This window comes from Enterobacter sp. C3_dUdeg, assembly GCF_057536195.1.
Window position 1 is genome coordinate 1161953 of the sequence record NZ_BAAKFX010000001.1, and the last position, 14699, is coordinate 1176651.

The following is a 14699-nucleotide window of genomic DNA, read 5'->3' on the forward strand; positions in this document are numbered from 1 at the left end:
GTCAAGGGATCAGTTGAGGGCGCTGGTGGCGGTCATGGCAACGGTTTTCGCGTTAACCGGCATCCCCGGCATAAACACTTTTTGTAAACCCTCGACGATGACTTTATCGCCAGGGTTCAGCCCCTGCCGCACGATGCGTAAACCGTCTGCCAGACGGCCCGGCGTAATGTCGCGGCGCTGCGCTTTCCCCTCTTTATCGACGATATAAACGTACTTACGATCCTGATCGGTCAGCACCGCTTTGTCGTCGATAAGCGTGGCTTTGAACTCCGCGCTGCCCGGCAGGCGGACGCGGGCAAAAAGTCCCGGCGTGAACTGACGCTGGGCGTTATCCAGCAGCGCGCGCATGCGGATGGTGCCGGTACTCGGCGTCAGCTGATTATCAAGGAAGTCCACTTTGCCCTGGTGGGGATAACCCTCCTCGCCCGTCAGGCCAATCTCAACCGGAAGCGCCGTGTGATTGCTGGACGCCCCCTGCCCGCTGCGGGCCAGATTCTGGTAGTGAAGGTAGGTCGACTCGTCCACGTCAAAGTAGACGTAAACCGTCTTCTGCGAGACCAGCGTGGTGAGAACGCTGGCGGTGTCGCCCGCGGTCACCAGGTTGCCGCTGGTGATCAGCGCCCGGCTGGCGCGACCGTCGATAGGCGCGGTGACTTTTGTGAAGTCCAGGTTGAGCTGCGCCGCGTCAACTGCCGCCTGCGCGGCACGAATATCGGCCTGCGCCTGAGTGGCGGCCGAACGACGCTGCTCCCACTCTTCACGGGAGACAACGTTGGTATTGACCAGCTTATCGGTACGGTTAGCCTCACTCTGCGCCAGGCTGGCCTGCGTTTTAGCTCTCGCCAGGTTCGCCTGCGCCTGTTCCAGCGCCGCGCGATAGGTTCGGTCATCAATCGTGAACAGCACCTCGCCCTTCTTCACTTCCTGGCCGTCGGTGTAATTCACTTTATCAATGTAGCCGGACACGCGCGGACGGAGCTGAACGCTCTCCACCGCTTCAATCCGGCCGTTAAAGCTATCCCACTGGCTAATGGATTTCACCACCACGTCAGCAGCGCTGACGGCGGGCGCAGGCGGCGCGGCGTTTTGCGCGACGCTGTTGTCGCATCCGACGAGCAGCACGGAGAGCAACATGATCCCCAGCGCGTTCAGATGAAAGTTACCCCAGTTTTTTTGCAGGCTCATTATTTTTATTCCGGTAATTGTCGCCGCCGGGCAAGACGCAGCAGGAGGCACTGCGCCACTTCCTTTGTCCGGTGGCTGTCTCAAGGCCATTTGTGTCGTTCATCGCCACAAAACTGTAACAGTTACGAATACACTATCGCGGCGATTGTAGGAAGGCGCTTAACTAAGTGCAAGAATAATTGTTGCACTTTATGTGCTATTTGAGCGTATGTGAAAAGACCCGTTTCGGTCAGGGATTTAAATGCAACAATAAAACTTGCAATTAATACAAAAACGCGCCACCTTTTAATGCAACAGACAAAGATACTTTTTAACAGGCAGCGTGGGAGTAACCCGATGAACACTGGCGCATTTATGCATGATTTACTCGACTGGATCGACAACAACCTGGATAGCCGTCTGGACATTGAGTCCGTTGCCAGGCGATCCGGCTACTCAAAATGGCATCTCCAGCGCCTGTTTAAAGAGCATACGGGCTATCCCCTCGCCGGGTATATTCGCGCACAAAAGCTGCAAAAATCGGTTGAGCGCTTAACCCGCAGCGATGAGCCGATTCTGAACGTGGCGATCGCGCTGGGCTTCGATTCCCAGCAGTCCTTCAACCGCAGCTTTAAGCGTCAGTATGGTCAGGCGCCCGGGGCGTGGCGGCGGAGTATGGGTGGCCCGGAATCGCAGCAGATTTGCCAGTAATGCATATTTTGCTGCAACTTCTATCGGGAGCTGTTATGCTGTATATAAATACAGTATAACGAGGTGCACGATGGCTGTTGAAACAAAATTTGTTGTCGTTAGAAAAGGTGAAGAGAAAATGACATTTGCCAGTAAGAAAGAGGCTGACGCTCACGACAAGCTGCTCGATATGGCAGACGCGTTCACCGACTGGCTGTTGCAAAGCGGAATGCAAATGGATGAAGCGCAGGCTGAAAATCTTGGCCTGTATCTCGCCGAGCAAAAAGAGACCGTGCAGCATATTCTGCGTACCAGCAAGCTTCCCGATCTCAATGCTCAAGCTGCAACGGATAAAACAGAATCCGATGCGGCTGACACGAAAAAAATCAGGGCCGTGAAAGCGGCCTGATTGCCAGAAAAATCATTACAGATCCCGGCGCTGTAAGCAGATAACTGCTTACGGCTTTTTTGCTGTCTGTTGGGATCCACTGCCGGTTGATGGTAACAATGTCATTGTTTCAGATTTAGAACATAAATAAGGAGATGACGTGCGCCAGGAAATGAAGGCGAAAATCATCAGGATCTGTGATTCAAATATTGCCTCTTCAGCAACCTCGTCTCAGCCCTGTAACACGCTAATGGGGGATGGCAGGTGAGGACAAAACCGGAATATGAATCCCCCCGCTCGGTCAGGGCGGGAATTCTTCTACCACAGGCCATGACGACGCGCTCTGTATCCCGTTTCTCCCGAGAGGACAGGACGCCAGCTTACACGTCAACTTTTCGTTCAAAGCAGACATTTTTTCTGCTGCAGTGCGCTTTGTACCGTGAGTTCAAATGCTTAATGAGGTCGCCCGGCGTTTAGCGCGTTCGGTGCCGAATCAGCTCTATCGCACCTTTCCGGGTTAATAATAGAACCTGTAATGCGTCCCGTAATAATAGATGCCGTTCAGTTTATTCTGAACGGAATTTTTCTTTTTATTTTCGTTTTATTAAAGAAAATTTAACATCATTTTCGCATTAGAGTGCAATCCTGTTACCTGGATAAACCCAGGGTAATAACGTCAAAAAAACGACAACCCTATCAGTCGCTTGTAACAATCATCTGACCTTTTAGGGGAAAAAGTACTAAAGTGGACTTTTTTTTCTGAGTGTTTCTTTTTAATTGTAAGTAAAATTTGCCAACTTTTTAGTCGGCCGCAATTAATATTGCTCGCCGCAATATATCGGTGCCATTTTTATGGCGAAATTATTATCTATGGTGCATTATGGCAAACGCAAAACAGCAGTCTCCAAATAGTTTTAAACCAAAAATCAAGGCAATTAATATTGTTATTTTAGGCGCCCTTTATTCCTGGGGTTCCTGCGCATCTGCACAAACCATCAGTGCCGATACCGATGTTACAGGTAAAAATGTTACTGATGGCGTGCTGATAGACACTGCTGGTGTCACTGCCAATATCAATGGCGGTAGCAAAATAAGTAATGCCCCTGATAAAGATAGTGTAACCATTAATCTTACAGATCCTACGAAAGGCGCAACACTGAATGTCAGCGGTACAGGGACCACTATTTCTGGTGGAAAAATTGGTATAGATGTTGCCAGCTCCACAGGGGCTGCGGTTAACGTCACGGATAACGCGTATGTTGAAGGCGTGGAAACCGGTTTATTCGTCCGTAATAATGTTAATGGTCAGGCTAACGCGAACCTGAAGGTTGAAAACTCAACAATCAAGGGTGGGAAAAACGGAGTGTATGTTTGGGAAGCAACGGGAAAAAGTGGCAGCAATATAGATATTTCTAATTCCCTGATAGAGGCCAGCGGTGGCGGTTATGGCGACGCGGCCGTATTTATGAGCGAAGGGAGTAGTGTTGTCCATATCACTAACAGCACGATTAAATCGGACGATCGCGGCATCTCGTCCAATGGTGGTTATTCCGGTATAATGGATATCACGGACTCCACTATTTCAGCTCAGTCTGGCTTAAGATTAACACAAAATAACGGAAGCGCTTATAACATTTCTAACACAACTATAAATGGCGATGATACAGGTGTTTATTATACAGCATCCGGTAATAAAAATACCAATGTAACGCTGTCTAATGGCACCACTGTATTCGGGGCTAAAAATGGGATAGCCACTGAGGATTCTAATAATGAAAATAATATTATCAATATTGATGGCTCCACGGTACGTTCCTCGACCGGCAATGGTATTTCACTGGGCGGCGGTTTCACGTTAAATTCTAGCGCCGGGTCAACGATCGAAGGTGATAAAGCCATCATCCTTAAAGGGGATACCACTGGCAGCACCATCAACGTGAAAGATTCGACCGTCACCGGCAAAACCAATTTGCTGAAGATTTCCGGTACCAGTGCGGTGAATACGGTCGGTTTCAGTGGCTCCACCCTTTCCGGCGCCATCACCAGCTCTTAAGGTGCTGACCAGTCGGTGAACATCGACAGCTCAGCCTGGAACGGTAGCGCCGGGAAAACTGGTACCGGCGCACTGGCGCTGAATATCAGCAACGGCTCAACCTGGGTCAACAACGCGGCCACGGATGTTAATGCCATCAGCCTAACCGGTGCCAGCAACATCGTCATGGACGGCGGGAATATCCACACCGCAAGTCTTTCCGACAGCGCACCGACCACGCTGCTAGCGGCCAGCCCGACGGCGTCAACTATTTACTCCACGTACAACGCGGAAACCGGTTCCGCCTACGTGCTCACGGCCGACAAGGCCACCGGCAGCTTCAATGCCGGCGTGACCTCCAACTCCAGCGGTGCAGCGGGCGATATGACCGGCAACACCATTGTTCAGGTGACGGACGGTTCCGGTGCGACCTTCAACTCCATGCAGAACGATGTCGGGGTTTACCGTTACGAATCACACAGCGTGGCTAACGCTGACGGGTCAACCAGCGTGATCCTCGATAACTTTACGCCAGAACCGACGCCAGAACCGACGCCTGGCCCGAACCCGAACCCAAACCCGAACCCGAATTCGCGCACGCTCTCGACCGCCGCGCAGGCTGCGGTGAATACCCGTGCGGCAGCGATGAGCATCTGGAGCGACGAACAGGATGCGCTGAACCGCCGTCTGGATCACGAGCGCCTCACCGGCAGCAGCGACGGCACGGTGAACGCCTGGGGCAGCTACTACGGCGGCTACCACCGTCAGCAGATGGAGCAGACCAGTACTGCCTACGATCAGACCAACAACGGCTTTATGTTAGGTGCTGACAAGCGTGTCGATATCGCCCCGGGCAACCTGCTGTTCGGTTTTGCCGCCACCCGCGGGTATTCGGATGTGAACATGCATGACGGCGGCAGTGCAGGCACAGATGTCGACAGCTACGGCGCCTCACTGTATACCTCACTGCGCCTGAACAACGGTCTGTTCTTTGATGCCAGCATCAAGGGTACGCACCTGAAAAACGACATCAGCGTGACGTCTCTGGACGGCGGTCATACTACCGGCGACTATAACAACAATGGCTTCGGCGGGGCTTTCAAAACGGGCTACCACAAGCAGTTTAATGCCTGGTATATCGAACCTTATGCCCAGATTTCATATGCACGCTATAACAGCGTCGACTACAAGCTGAAAAATGGCCTGCACACGAAAGATGACGGCAGCACGTCACTGGGTCTGGAAGGCGGTGTGAATGCCGGTATGGCGATGGCGCTGAACAATGGCACCGAGGTCCGTCCGTATGTGCATCTGGCCGTTGCGGGTGAAACCGAGAACAGCAACACCATGGACATCAACGGCGAAAAAATCAACGACAGCACCGACGGTTCACGCGGCATCGTTGGCCTGGGCGCGGATGTGAAACTCAGCAAAAACCTGAGCGGATGGGCCGGGGCGAACTATGCCAAAGGTCAGGATCACTACGAGTCTCCATGGCAGCTGAATGCCGGTGTCAGCTACACCTGGTAATTTAATGACAGGAGCGAAAACCGGGCATAATGTTATGCCCGGTTTTTTTTTACGAAAAGCCTGCAAGGATAACTTCATATTACAAAGGCTTTAGCATGGCACAAAAGGTAACGCGTTTCTGCGCAGCCAGCATTCTCCTCCGCCTCTACTCCCCTCACCTCAGAAACCCATCGCAGGTGAGCAACCAAAGAGCCCTGCCTGCAGATACATCAGGTTGGTTCATAAACACGGTTTTATGATAATAGTGGACAAATAAAGAAATTTTGTCTGATGTAGCAATCAGAACACAATCCTTTTAAGGACTTACAAAAAAAGACTTTTTTTATCTTCGCCAGTATCATCTTTTAAGATCTGCAAGGAGCTCCAGATAATAATATTACGGAGCTTGTTTCAATTAATTATTGTGGAGTCAGGATTGAAAGCCACATTACCTATATTAACTGGCTGCTTTGCAATTGCCCTCTTTTATAATACTTCCGACACTGTCAATTTTCGCGGCACCCGTTTTTTAGATAAAGCAGCAAAAAAAGAAGTTTCAGTAATCGTGCGCAACCCGTTCAGTGCACCGTATTTAATTGAGGCGGTAGTGAAAAATCTTAACAACGACGTGCACAAATCCCCCCACCTCATCATTCTTCCCTTCTGTCACCAGGAAGGCGGTAAAGAGAACCTAAAGCGCCTTGTTATTGCAGGCACGCTTTCCCAGGATAAAGAGTCGATGTACAGGCTTCGCGTCAAGGCGATTCCGTTTGCGTCTAAGGAAAATAAGACGCTACAGATTGCCGCCGCGACCAGTATCAAACACATCTATCACCCTGACGCGCTAAAAGATGCCCACGTTGAAAAACAGAGCGATAAACTCAAGTGGCATGTTACAGACGAGCGGTTTGAAGGACTTTCTTATGAGGCCTACAGCGGCGGGAAAACAGGGATTATCGATACTGCCTCAGCAGTTGGCACGCCGACGTTTAAAATTCATACACATACTTTGAGTATGGCCTCTGGTAACATACCCGGTAAAATCAGTCCTGTTATTACCATGTCATTTGCATACAACTGAGGACGAGCTGCGTACGCAAAACCGCTATCGGAAGGCGGTTTCATGTTTGTTTTTTCTCACAAGGATGTCCAGATGAAGCTAATCCTCCAACCCCCTATTCTGTTCAGAGCCTTATCAACCTCCTGACTGATTGTATCGATACGTTCTGATTCGGAATTTTTATCATCTTTTCAACAAACTCTTCTATCATACATTAACAATTATAATTTTTTTGGTAGCCATAAGTATGAAACCTGAAACACATTTCAATACCCTGATCGAGGCAGCCTCTGACACCAGGCGGATCCAGAGTGGTAAGCCACGCCAGCTCATTTCGCTGGAGAAGAAAACCGAGCCAGTAACGTTTATCCTGCATAAGGGAGTTGTTGCGATATACCGAAGCAGCGATCGGCTTCTAATCAAATACATCAAAGCCCCAATGATTACTGGCATGAACGAATTAATTGACACCAACGCCGACATTTTTATAAAGGCCTACAGAAATGTTAGCTATGAGATCCTGCCCACAAAAGAGATGCTTGACGTCATCAGTACGAAGGGATTATGGAAAGAGGCCGCATACTGTTATATGTATGCCGTCCGGCAATTGCTGGTCGCCCACTACTCATCCGTCGGGCTCTCCACCTATGAGTTGATACGACTGAATTTGATTGCCCTGATGAATGAAGATGAAGCGCTGAGTGGTCATGTCAACGTCAGTGATTATATTCTCGAAAAAACCCGACTTTCACGCAGTCGTGTTATGAAAATACTGGGCGATTTGCGTATCGGTGGTTATATTGAGATCAATCGAGGTATTCTGATAAAAATTAATAAATTGCCTGAAAAATATTAAACGCTTTTAACGGATAATTAACACAGGTCCGTTATATCCGACAAACAATACCGGGGGATAAATTACCTGACGTAAGAACAGCTGCCGCATCACAGCGGCGGCTGGAGCTTCTGTATCACTTTGCGTAGTTCCAGATCATTCTTGACCCCCAGCTTAAACATAATCTTTCGCTTATGTGTACTGATCGTTTTCTGACTTCGAAACATTTCGCGTGATAATTCAATCCCGGTTTTACCGCTTTTGAGGCCAATAAGTACTTTTTTTTCTGCATCGGTAAAAATCATACCGTCGGTTATATTATTCTCCTGCTCCTGCAGTCGCAGGAAGTGAGCACTGATATAACGTTGTTTTTTCATACTGTGTTTTATTAACTCACGCAGTTCCAGCAGACGTTCATCCACACAAAGCAGTGAACACCGGTATGACCTCATGAGCTGATGCGCCAGCTTCTCCTGACATGCAGAGAGCATAACCAGAGCAGTTCCTTCACCTGACCGGCAGAGACTTTCGTACTCCGCGGAGGAGATATCAGTAAGCGTGTCATATGCGGTGAAATCAAGCAAAGTCAGATGCGCGTTATCCTGCCGTGTAAGTTCATATTTCCAGTCAGGGTTTTGTTCGCGAAAAGCCTTCAGGCTGGATATAAACCCGTTCAGTATAGTCGGATGAACCACACGGGAACAAACAGTAAAAGTAAACATAGTTCTCCAGATGTTCAGACTGAATAAATCTGATCCAAACGGTTAAGCAGATCCAGCCAACTGGCTGACTTTTGCAGGCTCAGACGTAACCGGATGTTTTGTTTATGGGTGAAGACCGTTTTATATCCCATATGGCGCAGACTGGCGATCTCATAGGCACTCAGACCTCGGGCGCAGTCGATAAGAATATTCAGTTCAGAGTGTGTGAGCCTATTTTTTCTATTCATGTTATTTATTAGCGGGGAGCGTAAAGGTAAATATCCTGAACTGAAATTTTTGGATAACATGCGCTGAGCGAGTTCTTCTTCCAAATAATTTTCGCAGAGTAGCGTCTGTACACCAAGCTCGTACATCAGTCTGATAAGCAGGTCATCCCGTTTTGCGACCCAGACGATAATTTCTTTTCCCTGCATTATCAGATGATGAATTATCCGTAATAGAGAATATATTTCTTCACCGGCACCACTAACGCCTGCAGCGAATAAAGACGTTTGATCATTAAAAGGGGGTACCTCCTCTATTAGCGCGTCTGGTTCAATCACTAACAGAGAGCCATTGACGGCCTGGATGCTGTTTTTGACCGCATTGCGAAACAGTGGCCGAGGTTCATAAAGTATAATTTCTGTTAATTTTTGCTGTAACATCGTATTATTTATAAATATAAGTCAATATAGATTAATATTAGATAAAGACGCTGCAGTATTGGAGTGGTTTCGTGTCCAATAAAGGATGTCAATTGCACAGAAATCATTTTTTGGAATTCCCTGCGCGGGATTTATATTTTTTGGCAGGAAAGCGATGGCTGCTGCCTTTGTACCATCGACAACTCCGCGGTACGAGCGCGGGGCAGTTGTCAGCGACGGCCAAAAGATCGGCACCCGCCGGAAGTGGTCGATTGGGCAAGACAGTACATCCCACTAAATTTTGCCCCAACCTTCCCCGCGCAACTGGTGTATTGTTTTTAGACAATTCATTCCTCTAAAGGACACCTGCGCAATGATCACCATCCTCGGCAAAACCACCTCCATTAACGTTCGTAAAGTGCTCTGGACCTGCGAAGAAGCAGGCCACGAATATCAACAGGAAGATTACTGCAGCGGTTTTGCCTCAACGGAAACGGATGCCTTCCGCGCGCTGAACCCCAACGCCATGGTGCCGGTGCTGATCGATGACGACTTCGTGCTGTGGGAATCCAACGCCATTTGCCGATACCTGGCGCGCATGGCCGGACGTCACGATCTGCTGCCCGCAGAACCGCAGGCCTGGGCCAACGTCGAGCGCTGGATGGACTGGCAGGCGACCGAATTTAACAACGCCTGGCGCTATGTCTTCCCGGCGCTGGGGCGTAAAAACCCGGACTTTAACGATCCAGAACGTATTGCGGCGGGAATAAAAGAGTGGAACCACTGCATCACCATTCTGGAAAACCAGCTGCAGCGCACCGGCACCTTTGCGGCAGGCGAGACGTTTACCCTTGCGGACGTGGTGCTTGGGCTGTCGGTGAATCGCTGGAAAATGACGCCCTTTGATAAGCCCGACGTGCCCGCGATTGAGGCCTGGTTTGAACGCCTTAACCAGCGACCGGCGTTTTTGCGTCACGGAAATAACGGCATGATTTAAAGTATTCTCGACCCCATTTTGAGTAAGGATATTTTAATTAATTACTAAACCCTGAAAGTCGTCAGAGGGAATAATAATTAAGCCATATCCTGGACAGCCCGTTGCGCCGCTTTGCTAGCCTGAATATTCAGGCAAAGCTCAATCTGGAGGTATTCTTGCTGATTAGACTCAAGAAAGAACGAACGCATAAGGAGGATCGCCGGCTTGCTCTCTGGCTGGCGACCTCGGCAGGTTTGCTGAATGCCATCGCTCTCGGGGCATTTGGTTTTTTCCCCTCACACATGACCGGCAACACCTCCCAGTTATCGAGCGAAGTCTCTTCCACCGATCTGAGCGATATGATTTTCTTCGGCTCGATTATTCTCTCTTTTGTCGCAGGCGCCATTGTTGCGCGCATGATTGTGATATGGGGAATTATCCATAACGTCAGGCTGGTTTTTTGCCAGATCCTGTTTGTCGAAGGGTTATTACTGACCGGCGTCTCCTTCTACGAGATGTATTTTCATGCCCTCACCAGCAACCGCGTGATTATTCTTTTTCTGTGCGGACTAATGGGCATTCATAACTCCACCTCCACGCAGCTTTCCGGCGGGCGGGTGAGATCGACGCACATTACCGGCACGCTGACGGACGCGGGGATATCCCTGGCCTCGGTACTGGTGGCGATGCTGCGCAGGGACTACTCCAAAGATACGGCGGCGCAAAAAAGCCAGCTGACAACCCACTTAACCACCCTTTTCTCGTTTATTTCGGGCGGTATCGCGGGGCTGCTGCTGTTCAGATGGATCGGGTTTAACGCCATGCTGGCGCTCGGGTTGATGCTCGCCGTGGTCGCTATCGTTTCAATTATCACCGTCTCGACGCGGGTTCGACGGGTTCGTGCCTCTCTTTGAAGTTAATGACCGATATCCGGCGTATGAGCTCTTTAAATGTGACACCGTCACATCTAAAAATTCGCTTTAGGACTATTCTGCCTGACCCTCAATCAGCCCTTATGCCATAAGGCTTAACCCAAGGTTGTCACTGTTTTCATAGGGTTACTGATTTTACCCCTTCGCTGGAACCCTTCCCAAACGCTTGCTATAGGTGAAATACCCCTGCCGAAACATGGCATAACAACAGGCAACCGGTGGTTGCTATAACGCATGCGCACAGGGAGACACACCGCAATGCACCCATTACTCAAACGTTCGCTGCTGTTTGTCGGCGCCATTATCGTGGTCCTCGCCCTTCTCGTCTGGGGCATCGGGCTGGAGACGATCGGGGCGCGCCAGGTTGACCTGGTCTATCTCGGGCAACAGCACATGATTCTGGTTTTCTCTTCGATGTTTTTTGCCCTGCTGGTCGGTATTCCGGCCGGTATTCTGCTGAGCCGCCCGGCCGCGCGGGGGATCGCCGAATATGTGATGCAAATCTTCAACGTCGGCAACACCCTGCCCCCGCTGGCCGTGCTGGCGCTGGCGATGGTGATGATTGGCATTGGCGATACGCCCGCCATCATCGCCCTGTTCCTCGCCTCGCTGCTGCCGATCGTGCGCAATACCTATGCCGGACTGTGCTCGGTACCGCCGTCGCTGCTGGAAGCGGCAAACGGCATCGGGATGACCAAATGGCAGCGTCTGCGTCAGGTTGAGCTGCCAGCCGCCTGGCCGGTCATGCTCTCGGGGATCCGCATCGCCACCGCCATTAACGTCGGTACCGCGCCGCTGGCGTTCCTGATTGGCGCCAGCAGCTACGGCGAGCTAATTTTCCCCGGTATCTACCTGAACGATTTCCCGACCCTGATCCTCGGCGCGGCAGCCACCGCCCTGTTCGCCCTGATCCTCGATACCCTGCTGGCGGCGCTGGGTCGCGTAATGAGTCCCCATCTCGCTCGATAACTATAACAAGGAGCTTTTATGAGACTGTTTTCCGGCCTGACGGCGCTGTGTGCCGCGGCGCTGTTCACCAGCCAGGCGATGGCGGCCCCGCTGATTCTGGCGACCAAGAGCTTTACCGAGCAGCATATTCTCTCGGCGATGACCGTGCAGTACCTGCAAAAGAAAGGTTTTCAGGTCCAGCCGCAAACCAACATTGCCACGGTGATCTCCCGCAACGCGATGATCAACAAGCAGATTGACATGACCTGGGAGTACACCGGCACGTCCTTGATCATCTTTAACCATATCAACCAGCGCATGTCGCCGCAGGAGTCTTATGAGACGGTGAAACGCCTGGACGCAAAGCACGGTCTGGTCTGGCTCAAGCCCGCCGACATGAACAACACCTACGCTTTCGCCATGCAGCGCAAGCGCGCCGAGGCGGAACACATCAACACCATGTCGGAGATGGTGGCGAAGATTGAGCAGGTCCGTAAAACCAACCCGGACAAAAACTGGCTGCTGGGCCTGGACCTGGAATTTGCCGGACGCAGCGACGGCATGAAGCCGCTGCAGGCGGCCTACAAGATGGATCTGGACCGCCCGCAAATCCGTCAGATGGACCCCGGTCTGGTCTATAACGCGGTGCGCGACGGCTTCGTTGACGCCGGTCTGATTTACACCACCGACGGGCGCGTGAAAGGCTTCGACCTCAAGGTGCTGGAAGACGATAAAGGCTTCTTCCCGAGCTACGCGGTGACGCCGGTGGTGCGTAAGGACACGCTGGAGGCCAACCCCGGTCTGGAAGAGGCGCTCAACACCCTCTCGGCGCAGCTCAACAACGACGTTATCACCGAGCTGAACAAGAAGGTGGATATCGACCATCAGTCACCGCAGCAGGTCGCCCGCGATTTCCTGCGTAGCAAACAGCTGCTGTAGGAGGCGCTATGGAGACGATTCACTACATTCTGGACAACTGGGATTACCTCTTAACCCTCACCCTTCAGCACCTGTGGCTGGTGGCGCTGGCCGTAGGTTTAGCCATCATCATCGGCGTACCGCTGGGGATTCTGATTGTCCGCCATAAGTGGCTGGCAACGCCGGTGCTGGGGATTGCTACCATCGTGCTGACTATTCCGTCCATCGCCCTGTTTGGCCTGATGATCCCGCTGTTTTCGCTGATCGGTCAGGGTATTGGCGCCCTGCCCGCAATTACGGCGGTGTTTCTCTACTCGCTGCTGCCGATTGTGCGTAATACCCATACGGCGCTCGACAGCCTGCCGCCGGGGCTGCGCGAAGCCGGACGCGGCATCGGCATGACCTTCTGGCAGCGTCTGCGCTGGGTCGAGATCCCGATGGCGCTGCCGGTGATTTTCGGCGGGATCCGCACCGCCGTGGTGATGAATATCGGCGTGATGGCGATTGCCGCCGTGATCGGCGCGGGCGGTCTGGGCCTGCTGCTGCTCAACGGCATTGGCGGAAGCGATATTCGCATGTTGATTGCGGGCGCGCTGATGATTTGTCTTTTAGCAATTGTGCTCGACTGGCTGCTGCACCGTCTGCAGGTGGTTCTGACTCCAAAGGGGATTCGATAATGATAAAACTGGAAAACCTCACCAAACAATTTTCCCAGAAGAACGGCCAGACCTTTAAGGCCGTCGACAACGTCAACCTGACCGTGCCCGAAGGGGAAATGTGCGTCCTGCTCGGCCCCTCCGGCTGCGGGAAGACCACCACCCTGAAGATGATTAACCGCCTCATTACCCCAAGCAGCGGGACGATCCTGATCAACGGTGAAGACACCAGCGGGATGGACACCGTCACCCTGCGCCGCAACATTGGCTACGTTATCCAGCAGATTGGCCTGTTCCCGAACATGACCATCGAAGAGAACATCACCGTCGTGCCGCGCATGCTGGGCTGGGATAAAGCGCGCTGCAAAACCCGCGCCGAAGAGCTGATGGATATGGTGGCGATGGATCCGCATAAGTTCCTCAACCGCTACCCGCGCGAGATGTCCGGCGGCCAGCAGCAGCGTATCGGCGTCATCCGCGCCCTGGCGGCGGATCCTCCGGTACTGCTGATGGATGAACCCTTCGGCGCGGTGGACCCGATCAACCGCGAGGTGATCCAAAACCAGTTCCTGGAGATGCAGCGCAAGCTGAAAAAAACCGTCATGCTGGTCAGCCACGATATCGACGAAGCCCTGAAGCTCGGCGACCGTATTGCGGTGTTCCGTCAGGGAAAAATCGTGCAGTGCGCCAGCCCGGATGAACTGCTGGCGAAACCGGCGAACGAGTTTGTCGGCTCGTTTGTCGGTCAGGACCGCACCCTGAAGCGTCTGCTGCTGGTATCGGCGGGCGACGTCACCGACCAGCAGCCGACCATTACGGTGCGGGGCTCTACTCCGCTTCCCGACGCCTTTGCGACCATGGATGATAATGACATTCGGGCCGTTACGGTGGTTGACGAGCACGGCAAACCGCTGGGCTTTGTGAAGCGTCGCGAAGCGCGTAACGCCAGCGGTACCTGCGCCGACATCCTGCATCCGTTCCGCATGACCGGCAAGGCGGAAGACAACCTGCGCGTGGTGCTTTCACGTCTGTATGAGAGTAATACCAGCTGGATGCCGATCGTGGATGAGGACGGTCGTTACAACGGCGAGATTTCGCAGGACTATATTGCCGAGTACCTGAGCTCCGGGCGCACGCGTCGGGCGCTGAATATTCATAGCGACAGCTAACCTTTCTGGCCGGGCATCGCCCGGCTTTTTCGCACGCAGACCTTTTGCTAACCCCGCGATTTCCCGCCACAATATCG

General features: G+C 52.1%; 15 protein-coding genes. 12 read left to right on the forward strand and 3 right to left on the reverse strand.

Annotation, left to right across the window (positions count from 1 at the left end):
- Positions 1-9: 9 nt before the first annotated feature.
- Positions 10-1185 carry a multidrug efflux RND transporter periplasmic adaptor subunit OqxA gene (gene oqxA / locus AC27FC_RS05390; RefSeq protein ID WP_094935331.1) on the reverse strand — a complete coding sequence of 392 codons (1176 nt, stop codon included), beginning with the start codon at positions 1183-1185 and terminating at the stop codon, positions 10-12.
- A gap of 336 nt (positions 1186-1521) precedes the next feature.
- Between oqxA and AC27FC_RS05395 the strand changes: the two genes are divergently transcribed.
- The 6 genes from AC27FC_RS05395 to AC27FC_RS05420 all read left to right on the forward strand — a co-directional run bounded on the left by AC27FC_RS05395 (position 1522) and on the right by AC27FC_RS05420 (position 7699).
- Positions 1522-1875, forward strand: a complete 354-nt coding sequence (locus AC27FC_RS05395; protein WP_196354465.1) for a helix-turn-helix domain-containing protein — start codon at positions 1522-1524, stop codon at positions 1873-1875.
- 70 nt (positions 1876-1945) lie between these two features.
- Entirely contained in the window at positions 1946-2263 is a 318-nt protein-coding gene (locus AC27FC_RS05400; RefSeq protein WP_196354467.1) for a YebG family protein, read from the forward strand.
- 859 nt (positions 2264-3122) lie between these two features.
- Positions 3123-4295 carry a hypothetical protein gene (locus AC27FC_RS05405; RefSeq protein ID WP_196354469.1) on the forward strand — a complete coding sequence of 391 codons (1173 nt, stop codon included), beginning with the start codon at positions 3123-3125 and terminating at the stop codon, positions 4293-4295.
- A gap of 15 nt (positions 4296-4310) precedes the next feature.
- On the forward strand, positions 4311-5804 hold the full coding sequence (locus AC27FC_RS05410) for an autotransporter outer membrane beta-barrel domain-containing protein (RefSeq protein WP_196354472.1): 1494 nt from the start codon (positions 4311-4313) through the stop codon (positions 5802-5804).
- Positions 5805-6219: 415 nt separating this feature from the next.
- Positions 6220-6864, forward strand: a complete 645-nt coding sequence (locus AC27FC_RS05415; protein WP_196354474.1) for a fimbrial biogenesis chaperone — start codon at positions 6220-6222, stop codon at positions 6862-6864.
- A 226-nt stretch (positions 6865-7090) separates the two neighbouring features.
- Positions 7091-7699: a helix-turn-helix domain-containing protein gene (locus AC27FC_RS05420; RefSeq protein WP_196354476.1), complete on the forward strand. Its 609-nt coding sequence runs from the start codon at positions 7091-7093 to the stop codon at positions 7697-7699.
- Positions 7700-7788: 89 nt separating this feature from the next.
- On the opposite strand, the gene AC27FC_RS05425 is transcribed toward AC27FC_RS05420, so the two are convergent.
- Positions 7789-8400: a helix-turn-helix domain-containing protein gene (locus AC27FC_RS05425; RefSeq protein WP_487159849.1), complete on the reverse strand. Its 612-nt coding sequence runs from the start codon at positions 8398-8400 to the stop codon at positions 7789-7791.
- 14 nt (positions 8401-8414) lie between these two features.
- The gene (locus tag AC27FC_RS05430; RefSeq protein ID WP_196354479.1) at positions 8415-9044 is read right to left on the reverse strand and encodes a helix-turn-helix transcriptional regulator; all 630 of its coding nucleotides are present in this window, start codon (positions 9042-9044) and stop codon (positions 8415-8417) included.
- 352 nt (positions 9045-9396) lie between these two features.
- Between AC27FC_RS05430 and AC27FC_RS05435 the strand changes: the two genes are divergently transcribed.
- The 6 genes from AC27FC_RS05435 (at position 9397) to osmV (ending at position 14622) form a co-directional block, all read left to right on the forward strand.
- Entirely contained in the window at positions 9397-10020 is a 624-nt protein-coding gene (locus AC27FC_RS05435) for a glutathione S-transferase family protein (RefSeq protein WP_196354481.1), read from the forward strand.
- A 155-nt stretch (positions 10021-10175) separates the two neighbouring features.
- A complete protein-coding gene (locus AC27FC_RS05440) occupies positions 10176-10913 on the forward strand; it encodes a YoaK family protein (protein WP_094935374.1) in 738 nt (245 codons plus the stop codon).
- Between the two features lie 276 nt (positions 10914-11189).
- The gene (osmY, locus tag AC27FC_RS05445; RefSeq protein WP_196354484.1) at positions 11190-11900 is read left to right on the forward strand and encodes an osmoprotectant ABC transporter permease OsmY; all 711 of its coding nucleotides are present in this window, start codon (positions 11190-11192) and stop codon (positions 11898-11900) included.
- A gap of 18 nt (positions 11901-11918) precedes the next feature.
- Complete coding sequence (osmX, locus tag AC27FC_RS05450; protein ID WP_196354485.1) at positions 11919-12818, forward strand: osmoprotectant ABC transporter substrate-binding protein OsmX; 900 nt, start codon at positions 11919-11921, stop codon at positions 12816-12818.
- An 8-nt stretch (positions 12819-12826) separates the two neighbouring features.
- The gene (osmW, locus tag AC27FC_RS05455) at positions 12827-13474 is read left to right on the forward strand and encodes an osmoprotectant ABC transporter permease OsmW (RefSeq protein ID WP_006808875.1); all 648 of its coding nucleotides are present in this window, start codon (positions 12827-12829) and stop codon (positions 13472-13474) included.
- On the forward strand, positions 13474-14622 hold the full coding sequence (osmV, locus tag AC27FC_RS05460) for an osmoprotectant ABC transporter ATP-binding protein OsmV (protein ID WP_196354487.1): 1149 nt from the start codon (positions 13474-13476) through the stop codon (positions 14620-14622). Before osmW ends, osmV begins: the two co-directional genes overlap by 1 nt.
- Positions 14623-14699: the final 77 nt, after the last annotated feature.